We start from the raw sequence: 14597 nt of genomic DNA, 5'->3' as shown, positions 1-14597 counted from the left end.
TCAAAACAGGCCTCGAGTGGGCATGACGATCGGCTTGACTCCGTACCGCGGGCCTGCGGCGGACGCGACATCGTCGTCGGGCGCCACCATGCCGGGCGCGGGGGCCCCTGCTGTCGGTTCGTCCTCCACGGGGACCGTCCAACCCGTGCCCTCCACGGGCGCGTCGGCAATCATCGCCGGTGCTGCGGTTGACCAGCCTGGCGGCACGGACAAGCGACCGACGGACGCTGCGGTGCCCGAAGTGGCCTGCAGCGGTGTTGCGGCGACGGTGGTGGGCGTCACCGCGCGGGTCACCTCGGCCGCCGCCGCCGGGCTACCGGCGCTGTCGGCGGCGGCGTCGTCGGCGGGCACAGCCATTTGGAGAAAGCCCACGCCGAAGTCCCAGTACGTCGCCCGGATGTGGTTGGCCGTCTCGAAGAAGGGATGGTCGAGGGAATCGATGCGGGACAGCAGTCCGATGATGTCTGCCACCCCGCCCGCTTCGGCCGCCGCCGGCGAGGCGAGGCTCATGACGGCGTCCGGGCCGGTGCTGACGACGCTGCCCAGAGCGACTTGCTCGGCGGAACCGGACGCAGCGGCCCGGCCGACCGTCGCGGCTTGACTGGCGATTCCGGCCGGATCCGTGGCGTCCGACGGGTTGGTCAGCGGGCTCAGCCGTCCGGCGGCCGCACTGGAAGCGGCGTAGCCGTACATGGCCGAGGCGTCCTGCGCCCACATCTCGCCGTAGCGCGCCTCGGTGGCCGCGATCGCCGACCCGTTCTGCCCGAAGACGTTGGTCGCGGTCAGGTGCGCCAACCGCGCCCGGTTGGCGGCCACCTGGGCCGGCGGCACTGTCGCCGTGAAGGCGGTCTCGAAAGCGGCCACCGATGCCGTGGCCTGTGCCGCCGCGAGCGTCGCGCATTCAGCGGCATAGGCCAGCCAGCTCACGTGGGCTTGCGCCGCGGCAACCATCGACAGCGACGCGGGACCCATCCACTGCTCGGTGGTCAGTCGTGTGACGACCGACTCGAAGGAGGCGGCGGCGGTGCTCAATTCGGCGGCGATGCCGTGCCACGCCGCAGCGGCCGCCAGCAGCGGCGCCGCGCCCGCGCCGGCGTACATGCACGCGGAGTTGATCTCCGGAGGTAGCGCTCCAAAGTCCACTTGGACATTCCGTATTTTCGTCGGGGGCGTCAGCGGCCGACGCTCCGGTTGAGGTGTCCGTTGCCTCGGGCGGACCCGCCGCCCGGATGGCGCCCAGCCCGTTGCAGTCCCCCGCGGCGCCGATGGCGCCGACGACCTCAAGCACGTCGGCGGCCTGAGTCACTAACAATCCGACCGTGTCATTGTTGCCGTAGTCAAGAACGGCGCCGCGTGCTCTAAGAATGTTCAAAAGATGTGAGCCGCGACCTAACACGGCCGTAGCGCACGCGTCATCTGACTGTGGTGCTAGCCCGCAGAAATGACGCCGTTGCTCACGTCAGCGCAGCGCCGGACCCCATTGAACCTGTTCGCGGAGTTTGCCTTTGAGCAGTTTCCCGCCGGCGTTGCGCGGCAGCGGCGACGTCATGACCGTGACGTACTGCGGCACCTTGAAGTCGGCCAGCTGCCCACGGCAGTGCTCGATGACCGCCGGCACGTCGATCTGCTCCCCGACCAGCACTGCGCCGACCTTTTCGCCCATGACGTCGTCGGGGACTGCGAGCACGCAGGCGTCGGCGACGTTGGGAGCAGCCAGGAGCGCGGCCTCGACCTCGACGCTGGAGACGTTCTCACCGCCACGGTTGATGATGTCTTTGAGGCGGTCGATGATGTGCACCCGGCCCGCCTCGTCGACGCGCACCACGTCGCCGGTGTGCAGCCAGCCATCCACGATGGTCGCCGATGTGGTGTCCGGGCGGTTCCAGTAACCCGCGGTGACGTTGGCACCGCGCGCCACCAATTCCCCGACATAAGGATCGTTCCCGTACGGCAGGACCCCGAGTTGCACCGAGGGGACCGCATAACCCACCGAGTCGGCATGCTCGACGGCATCGGCGTCCGGCAGCACGGTCATCAGGGACGCGGTTTCGGTCATGCCATAGCCGTTGAACACGGTCGCCTGCGGGAAAGCGGCTTTGACGCTGCGCACCAGCGAAGGCGCGATGGGTGCACCACCGTAACCCACCCAGCGCACACTGGACACGTCCGCATCGGCAAAGGTCTTGTGACGCAACAGCAGCGAATACACCGCGGGTACGGTCACCAGCGAGGAGATTCGTTCGGCCGCCACCGTGTCGATCAGCCGGTCGAGGTCCAGCGCGGGCATGATGACGGAGCTGCCGCCGGCACGCGCCGCGGTCAACAGCTGCGAGTTGCACCCGGTGACGTGGAACAGCGGCACCGAGATCAGGGTCCGGAACTGTTCACCGAGGTCACTGGATTGTCCGAACGAGCGGAGCATGTTCTCGGTATTGGCCAGGAAGGCTTCGTGTGTGGTCGGTACGCCTTTGGGGTGCCCGGTCGTCCCGGAGGTGTAGAACAGGGCGGCGATGTCGCCGGTTTTCAGGTGTTCGGTCACATACGGGTCGGCGTCGGGCAACGCGCCGTCGGGGGCCAGGTCCACGTGCGCGCCGGCGTCGGCCAATACGAACTCGACCTCGGGCTGGGTGAGGCGCGTATTGACCGGTACCGCAACGCCTCCGGCCATTACCGCGCCCCAGAACGCCAGCACCCAGTTGACGCCCGCGGGATAGCGGATAGCGACACGATCACCGGGGTTCAGCCCGCCGGCCCGCAGCCCTCCGGCAACCCGCGCCGAACGATCCCACAGCTGCCGGTAGGTCAACCGTTCGCCGCCGAGTTCGGCCACCGCCTCGCTGTCCGGGCGCCGATCGACGTGATCGGCGAGCATCTCCAGCAGCGTGGCCGGCAGGTGGTCGTAGTGCGGAATTCCATTGTCGTCGTAGACGACTCCGGTCAGCGGGTACGGGTTGTGCTCGCGGGAGATCGTGGTTATTTCAGGCATTCGTCACTCCATCACTGTCGCGGCCAGCGTGCCGCCCAATTCGTAAGCTCGTTCGCGCACCGCGGCGTCGACGGCTCCGGCGACCTCGAGCACGTCGGCAGCCTGGGTCAGCGCCAATCCGGTCGCAAGCTTGCCGACGGCAGCAGCGGCACCGACGGTGTCGTTGTTGCCGTGTACCCACAAGCCGTAGGGTCGGCCCGCGACGTGGTCCAGGCTCGGGTAGTAGACGGTGTCGAAGAAGTGCTTGAGCGCTCCGGACATATAGCCGAAGTTGGCCGTCGTGCCGAACAGATAACCGTCGGCGGCGAGCATGTCCGGCAGTGTCGCGGCCAGCGCCGGCCGGGAGATCACCTCGACTCCGTAGATCTCAGGGTCGTTGGCGCCGGCGAGCACCGCTTCCAGCAGCTCCCGCGTGGCCGGCGAAGGGGTGTGGTGCACCACCAGCAACGTGGTCATTGCCGCGTTTGCAGCTCGACGGCCGTCTTCATGGCTTCCCGCGCGCGGCGCCGGTCCCCGGCATAGTCGTAGGCCCGCGCCAGCCGGTACCACCGGCGCCAGTTGTCGGGGTCGCCTTCCAGTTCGCTTCGCACGGTGTCGAATAACGCGTCGGCCGCCGCTCTGTCGATGCGGCCTGAGGCGCGCCGGGGCAGGTCGCTGACGTCGAGTTCCATCCCGTCGGCGGCGATGATTTGGGCCAGCTTCTGGTGCGTGAAGCCGGCGCGCAAGGTGGCGATCATGGCCCACAGCCCGATGAACGGCATGACGAGCACCGCCAGTCCGAGTCCGACCGCGGCCACCCGCCCCGAACCGATCATGGTGACGGCGACCCGGCCGAGCATGATGAAGTAGGCCAGCATCGCCACGCACAGGAATGCGATGAGTAGCTGGATGCGCACGGCGCGCCAGGTCTCGGTCATTGCAGGTTGAGCAGCGGCTCGATGCCGACGGTGAGGCCCGGGTGCTCGCGGATGCGTCGCACCGCAAGCAGCACACCGGGAACAAACGACGTGCGGTCCAGACTGTCGTGGCGGATGGTCAGGGTCTCGCCCTCGGTGCCGAACAGCACCTCCTGATGGGCGACCAGCCCGGCCAGCCGCACCGCGTGCACGGGCACGCCGTCGACATCGGCGCCGCGCGCCCCGGGCAGGCTGGTGCTGGTGGCATCCGGATTGGGCGGCAGGCCTTTTCGCGCTTCGGCGATCAGTTTCGCGGTGCGGGTCGCGGTGCCCGAGGGGGCGTCGGCCTTGTTGGGATGGTGCAGTTCGATGACTTCGGCGGAGTCGAAGAACCGCGCGGCCTGTTTGGCGAAATGCATGGAGAGCACTGCCCCAATGGCGAAGTTCGGGGCAATCAGGATCGAGGTGCCGGGTTTGTCGGATAGCCAGGACCCGACTTGGTCCAGGCGCTCGGCGGTGAAACCGGTGGTGCCGACGACCGCGTGAATCCCGTTGTCGATGAGGAACTTCAGGTTGTCCATCACCACGTCGGGGTGGGTGAAGTCGATGACGACTTCGGTGTCGCCGTCGGTCAGCAGGCTCAGCGAGTCACCGGCGTCGACTTCGGCGGACAAGGTGAGATCGTCGGCGGCCGCAACCGCCCGCACCATCGTCGCCCCAACCTTGCCTTTGGCCCCCAGCACGCCTATCCGCATGGCTGCAGCCTACTGCGGCCACCATCGGGCGCTTTCGCGCACGCTCGCCCGGTTGGCTCAGCGGCTCTGATCCCGCCAGGCGATCATGTCCTTGAGCTCTGAGAAGTCATAGCCCTGGTCGGTGGGGTGGATTTCGGTGGTGAACAGGGTGACACCCTCGCGCAGGAATGCGTCGGCGTTGTCACGTCCCGTCCAGTGCACGGCTCGCTCGATCTGCTTCTCGTCGCGCCCGGCCTCGGCGACGAGGTCACGCAGGATGGCGTTCTTGCGCCGGTATTCGTCGACGCTGGCGAAGGTGTGCCAGATGTCGGCGTGCTTGGCCACGATCGGCAACGTCCGCCGCACGCCCATGCCGCCGATCAGGATGGGGATGTGGTGCACCGGGGGTGGTACCAACCGCTCGAGGCGCTGCTCGAGCCTGGGCAGCGACTCTTCGAACAGGTCCATCCGGGTTTTCACCGTGCCGTAGTCGTAGCCGTACTCGGTGTAGTCCTTTTCGTACCAGCCCGAACCGAGGCCCAGGATCAGCCGCCCACCGCTGATGTGGTCGACGGTGCGGGCCATGTCGGCCAGCAGTTCCGGGTTGCGGTATCCGATGCCGGTTACCAGGAGCCCGATTTCGGCGCGGTGGGTGATCTCTCCCCAGGACGCCAGCGCGGTCCACGCCTCGAAGTTGTTGACGTCGGGTTGTTCGGGCAGCAACTGCGGCAGCCCATCTTCGGAGGGGATGGCGAAGGGCTTGTGGAAGTGGTCGTAGCCGAAGATCGCGTCCGCCCCGAGTTCCTCGGCGGTGATGACCGCGGCGCGCCAAGTCTGGTAGTCCGGGGTGCCACCGGGCCATAGCTGGACGCCAACGCGAATGGGGTTCGTCACGGTAGTCCTCCTGGTTGTGCTTGCCGGAAGTGACGGTTTCCGCCGTCGGATCGAATAACTCCCCGGTCGCCGCGAACATGCCCGTCCCGGCTATTGGCATTGGTTATGGCCGCCATCGCCATGGGCAGGAATTGATCCGCCGCAGCCTCGGGTTGCGGGTCATCGGTGGCAGCTGGCCGCCGTTACGAGCACAGGAGGAACTCATGACGACCTACCGCGACGATGCGAGCTCATCTGCAAGCCAGACGCTCTCGAGGGTCGATGGTGTCGCGAGCGTGCTGAGCAGATACGGCTTAGTTGTTGTGATCGGGTGGATCGGCGCGTTGAAGTTCGCCGACTTTGAAGCGCACCAGATTCAGCCGCTGGTCGCGCACAGCCCCTTCATGGGCTGGCTGTACAGCTTCTTGCCGGTGTACACCTTCTCGGCGTTGTTGGGTGTGTTCGAGCTGACGGCCGCGCTGCTGCTGGCGCTCAAGCCGCTCTTCCCGAGGGTGTCTGCGGTGGGCAGCCTGATGGCCATCCTGCTCTTCGTGTCCACCCTGAGTTTTCTGTTCAGCACTCCGGGCGTCAGCGAGCCGGCCGGCGGCGGGTTTCCGGCGTTGTCCCTCACCGGTGAGTTCCTGCTGAAAGATCTGCCGCTGCTGGGTGTGTCGGTGTGGACGCTCGCCGACTCGATCCGCGCGGCCAGGAGCCGTCAGCTCTAGGCTTGGACCATGACCGCGCTACCGGAGGTGCTTGCGTGAGATCCGGGGAGATCCGGATCCGCGAGGCCAAGCCGGGCGATCTGGGCAAAGTCGCGGCGATGCACTATCCGGTATGGCGCCAATCCTGGGACGGCATGCTGGCGCCTTACCTACTGGACATGCTCGATACCCCCAAACGCTGGGTGCAAGAGTTCTACCCGCTGACGCTCAAGCGCGGCGGGTGGAGCATGTGGATCGCCGAGAAGGGCCGTCAACCACTCGGCATGGCGTTGTTCGGCCCGGACCTGTCCAATCCGGAGTTGATCCAGCTCGACGCTCTCTACATCGCCGAGGCAAGCCAGCGCCTCGGCCTGGGCGGCCGGTTACTCGACACGGCACTGCACCTTCATCCCGGCGCGGACATGATCTTGTGGTGCGCTGAGAAGAACCGGAAGGCCCGCGAGTTCTACGAGGGAAGAAACTTCCGGCTCGATGGCCGCAGCTACGTCTGGAAACCGCTGCCCGGGGTCAAGGTGCCGCACGTGGGTTATCGCCTGTACCGATCGGCATCAGGCGTCGATGACTAGCCGATCGCCTTTCGCCCGCGACACGCAGACCAGCATCTCGTCGTCTGCCTCGAGTACGCGGCCGCGCCGGTCGACTTGACCCGCAACGACTTTCACCTTGCACGTTCCGCAGAAGCCCTGCCGGCAGGAGTAAGCGGTGGTCGGGTCCTCATCGAGCATGACGTCAAGCGCCGATCGGTTCGCCGGAACGGCCACTACCCGCCGGGACCGTGCGAGTTCCAACTCGAACGGGATCCCGTCGATGACCGGCGGCGGGCTGAACCGCTCGTAGTGCAGTGGCGCGCTGGCGTGTTCGTCGCGGGCCACCCGCACCGCGTCGAGCATGGCACTGGGCCCACACACATAGACCGCCGTCGTCGACCCGGCACCGGCCAGCAGATCGTCGACGGTGGCGAAGCCGCCCCGCTCGTCATCGGCCCACACCGTGACCCGCTCGGGCGCCGTAGACACGACTTCGTCCAGCAACGGCATGTACTCGCGGCTGCGTCCGGCATAGACTGCACGCCAATCGATTCCGCGTTGGGCGGCCATCCGGATCATGGGCAGGATCGGGGTCACCCCGATGCCGCCGATCACGAACAACACATCGCGCTCACCGGTCCCGAGATAAAACGCGTTGCGGGGGCCCTCGAACACCAAGGTGTCGCCCACCTCGAAAGCGTCGTGCATTTCGATCGATCCCCCGCCGCCATCAGCGATGCGCCGCACCGCTATTCGGTAGTCGGTGCGCCGTCCTGGCGGGCCACACAGCGAGTATTGCCGACGCCGGCCCGAGGGCAGCTGGACGTCGATATGGCCCCCCGGCGTCCAGGACGGCAGCAATCCACCGTCGGGGTCGGCCATTGTCAACGCGACCACGTCGGGCGCCACCATCGCGCGGTCGGTGATTACCGCCGTGTGCGTTCGCCGCACCGGCGCTACCCGCGCGGGCGTCCACCGGGACGCCGAGGCGAATCCGTCGAACACCACGCGCAGACCCCACATCGCGGTGGCGAACCGGTCGCGGTCGCGGCGACCGTACAAGTCGCTCGGCCTGCTGGTCCAAATGCTCTGTGCCACAACCAGCCTTAGACCTGTCGAATGTCCCGGCGGGCGATCAGCCGCAGCACCGAAGGGCTGATGCGGCGCATGGCATAGCCGAGCCGGGATTCGGCGGCGACGGGCACCACCGGCGCCCCGGTGCGGACGGCTTTGACGATCGCTTTGGCCGTCGCCTCCGGGGTGAAGTTGCGCCGCCGGTAAGCCGCATCCGCCTTCGCCCGCGCCCGCTCCTGCTGCTCGGCCGACATGCCGGCGTAGATGGTGCTTTTGGCGATGTTGGTGTTGACGAACCCGGGACACACCGCGGTGACGGTGATCCCTTCGTCGGCGAGGTCGGCGCGCAGCGCTTCGCTGAAGGCCAGCACCGCGGCTTTGGTGGTGCCGTAGGCGATCATCGATTTCGAGGGAACGAAGGCGGCGGCGGAGGAGATGTTGATGATGGTGCCTCCTTCACCGCGCTCGACCATCTGGGCGCCGAACGCCCTGCTTCCGCTGATCACCCCGCGAACGTTGACCGCCATGATGGCGTCCCAGTGCTCGGGTGTCGTCTCCAAGAAGCGCCCCGCCATCCCGATGCCCGCGTTGTTCACCAAGATGTCGACCACGCCGTGATCGTCATGGACTTGTGCGGCAAGGTCATTCATCGCCGCCTCGTCGGTCACGTCGACTTGGTAGACCACGGCGTCGGTCCCGGCCGCGCGGACCGCCGCTGCCGTGTCTTCGGCGGCGGCGACGTCGAGGTCGACGATCACCACTTTGCGGGCGCCCTGGCGGGCCAGCTCGATCGCCGTGGCCCGGCCGATGCCGGCGCCGGCACCGGTCACCAGGGCGAGCTTGTCGGCCACCTGGCGCCTACCGGCGCGTACCACCGATGCGCCAGCGACCACCGCGCCGTTGGCCACCTGGTCCACCCACTGCCCGGTCAGCCGGGCGATGACATCCGGACGCGACGTCACCACCCAATGGCCGCCCTCGATCTCGATGACCCTGCCGCCCGACGGGATAGCACCGGTGAACCGCTGCAACGCGGGACTGACGAATACGTCTTGGCGGGGAATCAGCACCTGGGTGGGGACGGCGGTTTCGGGCAGTTCACCGACCGGCGACAGGAAGGGCGCCGGCATGTTCTCGCGGTACAGGCTGAGCCCGTTGATGTAGTCGCCAATCGAGCGCGGCGGCTTCAGGCGTTGGCTGCGGATGCTGGAGCGGCCGATACCTTCCAAAGCTTCAACGACTTTGACGCCGAGCCGGGATCGGAACGACAACTCCGGCACCACCGGACACAAGAAGAAGCCGATATAGCCCGAGGACAATAGTTGTTTGGCGACGTAGGCCAGGGTGCGCGGGGTTCGACCCGAGCGCAGGAACGCGCCCGCGTACTGCAGGTGTGGTCCCGAGACGGACGTGAACGAGGCGATTTTTCCGGCCACCGACTCGTCGGTGACGGCGGTCCAGGCTTGGATGGACCCCCAGTCGTGGGCCAGCAGATGCACCGGTCCGGCATCCAGGCTGTCGATGACGGCGCCGATGTCGGAGACCAGTTGGTCCAGCCGGTACCCGGATCGCTTTGCCGGACGCGATGATTCGCCGGCACCACGCACGTCGTAGGCGACCACGTTGTAGCGATCACAGAGGCGCTCGGCGACGCCGTCCCACACGTGGTGGTTGTCGGGATAACCGTGCACGGCCAGGATCGTCGGGCGCTGTGGGTCGATGTCGGCGTACCGGTGTACGGCGAGGTTGACGCCGTCGGATGCGGTGATGATGTTGGTGTGGGTCATGTTTCAGTGTGCTGCGCGGGCAGCGGGTGAGACTGCCAGGTAGTCGACGGCCAGCTCCAGCCCACCGAGCTGGGACGGATGGAATCGCGGTTTGTAGTAGTCGCCGACCACCCGCAGTAGTCGCAGCGGCCCGGGCACCAGGCCGCGTCGCGCGGCGCTGAGGTAGTCGCGCCAGCGCGCCTTGGTTCCCGGCGGCAGATAGGGATCGACCGAGTACAGGAACCGCACTCCGCGCACCCACAACAGCAGCAGCACCGGGGAGACGGCCAACTGCGTGCGGACCTGCCGCCAGTAGCCGGCCCGCAGATGCTTCATGGTGTCGAAGGCGACGGCTTTGTGCTCCACCTCTTCTGCGCCGTGCCAGCGCAGCATGTCCAGCATCACCGGGTCGGCGCCGACCGCGTCGAGTTGCGGGGAGTTGAGGACCCACTCGCCCAGCACCGCGGTGTAGTGCTCGATGGCGGCGATGAAAGAAACCTGTTCAAGCAGCCAACTGTGTTGGCGTCGCCTGCTGCGTCGTGGCTTGTCGCCGAGCAGCTTGTCGAACAACCACTTCATCTGGTCGGTGAACGGCGCCAGATCGATGCCTTGAGCCTCGAAGTGGGCCAGTACCGCGGAGTGCGCCTGCGAGTGCATGGCTTCCTGGCCGATGAAGCCCTGGACGTCCAGGCGCAGCTGATCGTCTTTGATCAGCGGCAGCGTCTTTTTGAAGACCTCAACGAAGAACTCCTCACCGGCGGGCAGCAGCAGGTGCAACACATTGAGGATGTGGGTGGCCATCGGCTCGTCGGGCACGTAGTGGAACGGCAGGTTCGCCCAATCGAATTCGACGTCGCGTGCTTCCAGCACCAGGCGCTCGTAGTCGGCGGCGCCGGATGCCTCGTGCGGGCCCACTGCCCGGTCATCGACAGTGCTCATCGCTCCTCCGCCCGTTGTTTGAGCCGCTGCAACGTCAGCCGAATGTTTTCGGTGTTGGTGCTCGCACGGTCCGAGACGCCGGTGGCCCAAGCGCCGACCTTCCGGAACCAGCCGGGCCGCCGGTCCCAGGTGCTTTCGGTGACCTGGCACCCCCCGTTGGCGGCGACCAGGTCGTACTGCCAGCGCGCGACCGGGATGACGGCGCTGCGCACGTCGAACGCGAAGGTGCGCCCGGGTTCGGCGTCGGTGACGGTGCATTTGGTCGTCCAGCGCCGCGCACCGTTGCGGTTGCGCCCGACGAAGACCGCGCCCGGACGAGCCTCCTCGCCCTTGCGCCAGGTCATGGCCACCGCTTCCTCGGCCAGCGTGGCCATTGTCGGTAGGTCGGTGATCAGCCGGTACACCCGCTCGGGGCTGGCGTCGATGTGCACGGTCGCCATTGCGGACGGGTCGGTCATCCGATGATCATATCCAGCGCCTAGATCGGGGCCGCCCCGCGCAGATGCTCGAAGATCAGGGAGGTCTGGGTGCCCGCGACGTCGGCGTCGGCGTTGAGATTCTCGACGACGAAGGCCCGCAGGTCCTCGGTGTCCCGGGCGGCGACGTGCAAGATGAAGTCGTCGGCGCCGGCCAGGAAGTACACGTCCATGACCTGCCGTCGTCGGCGGATCTGCGCGATGAAGCTGCGGATCTTCCCGCGGGCATGCGATTGCAGATTGACCGAAATCATGGCCTGCAGCGGTAATCCCACCGCGACGGGGTCGATGTCGGTGTAGAAGCCGCGGATGACGCCCAGGTCCACCAACCGCCGCACCCGGCCGTGGCACGTCGAGGGTGCGATTCCGACGGCGTCGGCCAGCGCATTGTTGGTGATCCGCGCGTCGCCGTGCAGCACGGTCAGAATGCGGCGGTCCACCTCGTCGATCTCGGCGGCCCGAACATCCTTCGATAGCTCGCCCGCCACACCGCCGTTTGTCGCGATCCCTTCGGTCACATTTGCAGACTACAGAATTATCGTCACGATAATTGCACCTAAGCCGAACGTTTTTCACACTGTAGACATGCGGGTGGGTGTTCCGACCGAGACCAAGACCAACGAATTCCGGGTGGCGATCACCCCGGCCGGCGTGGCCGCGCTGGTCAATCGAGGACACGAGGTGTTGGTTCAGGCCGGCGCCGGTGAAGGTTCGACGATCACCGACGCGGACTTCAAGGCCGCCGGCGCTCAACTGCTCGGTTTCGCTGAACAGGTATGGGAGCGGGCCGATTTGGTGCTCAAGGTCAAAGAGCCGGTAGCGGCCGAATACGGGTTGCTGCGGCGCGGCCAGATCCTGTTCACCTACCTGCATCTGGCCGCTTCGCGACCGTGCACCGAGGCGCTGTTGGCCGCGGGTACCACCTCGATCGCCTATGAGACGGTCCAATCCGCCGACGGCACCCTGCCGCTGCTGGCCCCGATGAGCGAGGTGGCCGGACGGCTCGCGGCTCAAGCCGGCGCCTATCACCTGATGCGGACTCACGGGGGTCGCGGTGTGCTCATGGGTGGCGTGCCGGGTGTCGAGCCCGCAGACGTGGTGGTAGTCGGTGGCGGCATTGCCGGGTACAACGCCGCGCGGATAGCCAGCGGCATGGGCGCGAGCGTGACGGTCTTCGACGTGAACATCAACCGGCTTCGCCAACTCGACGCCGAGTTCGGTGTCGCGGTCCGCACCCGCTACTCGTCGGCATACGAGCTCGAGGATGCCGTCAAGCGCGCCGACCTGGTGATCGGGGCGGTGCTGGTGCCCGGCGCCAGGGCGCCCCAGCTGGTGCCGAATTCGCTTGTGGCGCAGATGAAGCCGGGCGCGGTGCTGGTCGACATCGCCATCGATCAGGGCGGTTGCTTCGAGGACTCGCGACCGACCACCCACGACGACCCGACGTTCGCGGTGCACGACACGCTGTTCTACTGCGTGGCGAACATGCCCAGCGCGGTGCCCAAGACATCGACCGTGGCATTGACCAACGCGACAATGCCCTTTGTGCTCAAGCTCGCCGACCTCGGCTGGCGAGCGGCGTGCACGGCGGATCCCGCTTTGGCCCGCGGCCTTTCCACACACGATGGTGCGCTGCTGGCCCAGCAGGTGGCCGCCGATCTGGGCATGCCGTGCACCACCCTGGCGAGTGTGCTGGCCTAGCCGGCAAGCGCGGGTAACACCGCGCGTGTCACGTCGGCGATCAAGGGTTGGAGCGCGTCGGCGTCTGGGTCGGCCGCCTGCGAGCGGGTCATGATCGCCAGTAGCACCCGCTGCCCATTGGGCCCATAGGCGATCCCGACGTCGTTGGTGCTGCCGTAGTCTCCGGATCCGGTCTTGTCGGCGGTGGTCCATCCCGGCGGCAGTCCCGCCCGCATGGTGGAGGTGACGTTGCCGCGCATCCAGGTCTCCAGCTGGCGACGCTGCGGGGGCGCGAGAACGGTTCCGGCGAGCAGGTTTTGGATGCCGGCGCCCAGCGCCCGCGGCGTGCTGGTATCGCGCGGATCACCCGGAATCGCGGTGTTGAGTTCGACCTCCCACCGGTCGAGTCGGGTGCGGTCGTCGCCGATGGAACGGGCGAACTCGGTGATGGCCGGTGGGCCGCCGATAGCCTGCAGCAGTAAGTTGGCGGCGGTGTTGTCACTGCGCTGCAACGCCGCCGCACACAACTGCGCCAGCGGCATACTATGGCCGGCGTGCGGCGCCGTCACCGGCGAATTGGGTTGCAGCTCATTGGGATCGATGAACGTCGCCTGGTCCAGGTCCAGTTCGCCGCCCTGGGCTTTCTGCAGCACCCGGCCCGCGGCGTAGGCCTTGAACGTCGAGCACATCGCGAATGGGTCGTCGGCGCGGTGCGTCACCGTGTGACCTGAGTCGAGATCCTGCGCGTAGACACCGGCGAAGGCGTGGTACTGGGATTCCAGCTCATCGATCCGGTCGGTCGGCGCCGCGACCGCCCGCGGCCAGCCGGTCAGCATCGGCACCGCTCCCACACCGAAGAGGAGCTGTCGGCGAGAGACCTGCACCTCAGTAGGGACTGAGCGCGGCGACGATATCGGCCACCGGACCCGAGCGGGTAGCACGGTAGGCGGTGCCCGCCCACAGGGTCGTCCCGTGCGGGTCTTCGGCTTGCACCGCTGCCTCCCGGATCGGTTCGGTCATCTGGTGAACTTCCGGATAGCCCAGCGGCGCCACATGATCGAGCAACCGGGTGAAGTTGTTGGCCAGCCCACGTGCGTACCGGCCGGAGAACGCGCGAGTGACCACGGTGGAGTCGAAGTGGGGATTCTTCAGGGCTACCCGATACGCCGGGTCGGTGCCGGCCTCGTCGGCGAGCAGCAACGCCGTACCCACCTGTACGGCGACCGCGCCCCAGCGCAGCGCGGCCGCGACGTCCTCCACGGTGCCCAGGCCGCCGGCCGCGATCAGCGGCACGTCGTGCGTCTTGCCGATCCGATCCAGCAACTGGTGCAGTGATTCTTCCCCGGGCTCCATGTCGGGCGCGAAAGTACCGCGGTGCCCACCGGCAGCGGGGCCCTGCACCACCAGGTTGTCCGCACCCGCCGCGAGGGCCACGCCCGCCTCGTAGGCCGACGTGACGGTCACCGACACCAGCAGGCCAAGCGCACTCAACCGGCGAACGACATCCGGTGGTGGCGCACCGAAGGTGAAGGACACCATTTCCGGGCGGACGTCGGCAAGCACCTCGAGCTTGCGCTCCCACTCGTCGTCGTCGCCGTAGACGGGTCGTCCCACCTCCACGCGGTAGTGCTCGGCGACCTCTTCGAGTTCCTCCGCGTAGTACTCCAACTGGACCCAGTCGGCGACACTCGGTTGCGGCACAAACAGATTCGCACCGATCGGGCCGGTGGTGGCGGCGCGGGCGGCGACGATGTCCTCGGCGAATTGATCGGCGGTGAGGTAGCCACCGGCGACGAAGCCCAGCCCGCCGGCGTTCGACACCGCCGCGGCCAGGGCCGGGGTTCCCGGCCCACCGGACATCGGCGCACCGACGATGGGCACGTCGATATCCCAGAAGCCCAGTACCATCCGGCTAGTCCGT

At 67.4% G+C, this 14597-nt stretch carries 16 protein-coding genes; 3 read left to right on the top strand and 13 right to left on the bottom strand.

Going from position 1 to position 14597, the window contains the following annotated elements; all coding sequences use genetic code 11:
- The 6 genes from I2456_RS09595 to I2456_RS09570 form a co-directional block, all read right to left on the bottom strand.
- The gene (locus I2456_RS09595) at positions 1 to 1143 is read right to left on the bottom strand and encodes a PPE family protein (protein WP_085074508.1); all 1143 of its coding nucleotides are present in this window, start codon (positions 1141 to 1143) and stop codon (positions 1 to 3) included.
- A gap of 316 nt (positions 1144 to 1459) precedes the next feature.
- Positions 1460 to 2986, bottom strand: coding sequence for a class I adenylate-forming enzyme family protein (locus I2456_RS09590; RefSeq protein ID WP_085074507.1), 1527 nt, complete (start codon positions 2984 to 2986; stop codon positions 1460 to 1462).
- Positions 2987 to 2989: 3 nt separating this feature from the next.
- The gene (locus I2456_RS09585; protein ID WP_085074506.1) at positions 2990 to 3442 is read right to left on the bottom strand and encodes a flavodoxin family protein; all 453 of its coding nucleotides are present in this window, start codon (positions 3440 to 3442) and stop codon (positions 2990 to 2992) included.
- Positions 3439 to 3903: a hypothetical protein gene (locus tag I2456_RS09580; protein ID WP_068025277.1), complete on the bottom strand. Its 465-nt coding sequence runs from the start codon at positions 3901 to 3903 to the stop codon at positions 3439 to 3441. The genes I2456_RS09585 and I2456_RS09580 overlap by 4 nt, the downstream gene beginning before the upstream one ends.
- Positions 3900 to 4637 carry a 4-hydroxy-tetrahydrodipicolinate reductase gene (gene dapB / locus I2456_RS09575; RefSeq protein ID WP_085074505.1) on the bottom strand — a complete coding sequence of 246 codons (738 nt, stop codon included), beginning with the start codon at positions 4635 to 4637 and terminating at the stop codon, positions 3900 to 3902. The genes I2456_RS09580 and dapB overlap by 4 nt, the downstream gene beginning before the upstream one ends.
- Before the next feature lie 57 nt (positions 4638 to 4694).
- Positions 4695 to 5510 (bottom strand): LLM class F420-dependent oxidoreductase, encoded by an 816-nt coding sequence (locus I2456_RS09570; protein ID WP_085074504.1) that lies wholly within the window; start codon positions 5508 to 5510, stop codon positions 4695 to 4697.
- A gap of 203 nt (positions 5511 to 5713) precedes the next feature.
- Here I2456_RS09570 and I2456_RS09565 point away from each other — a divergent pair, with 203 nt between their 5' ends.
- Both I2456_RS09565 and I2456_RS09560 read left to right on the top strand, forming a co-directional pair.
- Positions 5714 to 6214 carry a YkgB family protein gene (locus tag I2456_RS09565; RefSeq protein WP_085074521.1) on the top strand — a complete coding sequence of 167 codons (501 nt, stop codon included), beginning with the start codon at positions 5714 to 5716 and terminating at the stop codon, positions 6212 to 6214.
- A 98-nt stretch (positions 6215 to 6312) separates the two neighbouring features.
- Entirely contained in the window at positions 6313 to 6780 is a 468-nt protein-coding gene (locus I2456_RS09560; RefSeq protein ID WP_082965830.1) for a GNAT family N-acetyltransferase, read from the top strand.
- Here the strand turns inward: I2456_RS09560 and I2456_RS09555 are convergent.
- The 5 genes from I2456_RS09555 to aldR are packed head-to-tail and all read right to left on the bottom strand — an operon-like array spanning position 6763 to position 11514.
- Entirely contained in the window at positions 6763 to 7845 is a 1083-nt protein-coding gene (locus I2456_RS09555; RefSeq protein WP_085074520.1) for a PDR/VanB family oxidoreductase, read from the bottom strand. The two genes, I2456_RS09560 and I2456_RS09555, sit on opposite strands and share 18 nt — an antisense overlap.
- 2 nt (positions 7846 to 7847) lie before the next feature.
- A complete protein-coding gene (locus I2456_RS09550) occupies positions 7848 to 9602 on the bottom strand; it encodes an SDR family oxidoreductase (protein WP_085074503.1) in 1755 nt (584 codons plus the stop codon).
- 3 nt (positions 9603 to 9605) lie between these two features.
- Complete coding sequence (locus I2456_RS09545; RefSeq protein WP_085074502.1) at positions 9606 to 10520, bottom strand: metal-dependent hydrolase; 915 nt, start codon at positions 10518 to 10520, stop codon at positions 9606 to 9608.
- A complete protein-coding gene (locus I2456_RS09540) occupies positions 10517 to 10978 on the bottom strand; it encodes an SRPBCC family protein (RefSeq protein WP_068162568.1) in 462 nt (153 codons plus the stop codon). The genes I2456_RS09545 and I2456_RS09540 overlap by 4 nt, the downstream gene beginning before the upstream one ends.
- Positions 10979 to 10998: 20 nt before the next feature.
- A complete protein-coding gene (aldR, locus tag I2456_RS09535) occupies positions 10999 to 11514 on the bottom strand; it encodes an HTH-type transcriptional regulator AldR (protein ID WP_186246619.1) in 516 nt (171 codons plus the stop codon).
- Between the two features lie 67 nt (positions 11515 to 11581).
- Here aldR and ald point away from each other — a divergent pair, with 67 nt between their 5' ends.
- On the top strand, positions 11582 to 12697 hold the full coding sequence (gene ald / locus I2456_RS09530) for an alanine dehydrogenase (RefSeq protein WP_085074501.1): 1116 nt from the start codon (positions 11582 to 11584) through the stop codon (positions 12695 to 12697).
- Here ald and bla read toward each other — a convergent pair.
- Both bla and I2456_RS09520 read right to left on the bottom strand, forming a co-directional pair.
- A complete protein-coding gene (gene bla / locus I2456_RS09525) occupies positions 12694 to 13512 on the bottom strand; it encodes a class A beta-lactamase (RefSeq protein ID WP_085074519.1) in 819 nt (272 codons plus the stop codon). The two genes, ald and bla, sit on opposite strands and share 4 nt — an antisense overlap.
- Positions 13513 to 13561: 49 nt before the next feature.
- Positions 13562 to 14584: a nitronate monooxygenase gene (locus I2456_RS09520; RefSeq protein ID WP_068162581.1), complete on the bottom strand. Its 1023-nt coding sequence runs from the start codon at positions 14582 to 14584 to the stop codon at positions 13562 to 13564.
- Positions 14585 to 14597 lie beyond the last annotated feature (13 nt).

It is taken from the genome of Mycobacterium kubicae, from assembly GCF_015689175.1.
In the GTDB taxonomy this organism is placed as follows: domain Bacteria; phylum Actinomycetota; class Actinomycetes; order Mycobacteriales; family Mycobacteriaceae; genus Mycobacterium; species Mycobacterium kubicae.
The sequence above is the reverse complement of the archived record's forward strand: the minus strand, read 5'-3'. Positions and strand labels throughout refer to the sequence as shown.

Excerpts from the sequence above, each read along its gene's own strand:
- dapB (WP_085074505.1), bottom strand. The coding sequence starts at position 4,637 with ATGCGGATAGGCGTGCTGGGGGCCAAAGGCAAGGTTGGGGCGACGATG.
- bla (WP_085074519.1), bottom strand. The coding sequence starts at position 13,512 with ATGCTGACCGGCTGGCCGCGGGCGGTCGCGGCGCCGACCGACCGGATC.
- I2456_RS09590 (WP_085074507.1), bottom strand. The coding sequence starts at position 2,986 with ATGCCTGAAATAACCACGATCTCCCGCGAGCACAACCCGTACCCGCTG.
- I2456_RS09545 (WP_085074502.1), bottom strand. The coding sequence starts at position 10,520 with ATGAGCACTGTCGATGACCGGGCAGTGGGCCCGCACGAGGCATCCGGC.
- I2456_RS09550 (WP_085074503.1), bottom strand. The coding sequence starts at position 9,602 with ATGACCCACACCAACATCATCACCGCATCCGACGGCGTCAACCTCGCC.
- I2456_RS09520 (WP_068162581.1), bottom strand. The coding sequence starts at position 14,584 with ATGGTACTGGGCTTCTGGGATATCGACGTGCCCATCGTCGGTGCGCCG.
- I2456_RS09585 (WP_085074506.1), bottom strand. The coding sequence starts at position 3,442 with ATGACCACGTTGCTGGTGGTGCACCACACCCCTTCGCCGGCCACGCGG.
- I2456_RS09580 (WP_068025277.1), bottom strand. The coding sequence starts at position 3,903 with ATGACCGAGACCTGGCGCGCCGTGCGCATCCAGCTACTCATCGCATTC.
- ald (WP_085074501.1), top strand. The coding sequence starts at position 11,582 with ATGCGGGTGGGTGTTCCGACCGAGACCAAGACCAACGAATTCCGGGTG.
- I2456_RS09560 (WP_082965830.1), top strand. The coding sequence starts at position 6,313 with ATGCACTATCCGGTATGGCGCCAATCCTGGGACGGCATGCTGGCGCCT.
- I2456_RS09565 (WP_085074521.1), top strand. The coding sequence starts at position 5,714 with ATGACGACCTACCGCGACGATGCGAGCTCATCTGCAAGCCAGACGCTC.
- I2456_RS09540 (WP_068162568.1), bottom strand. The coding sequence starts at position 10,978 with ATGACCGACCCGTCCGCAATGGCGACCGTGCACATCGACGCCAGCCCC.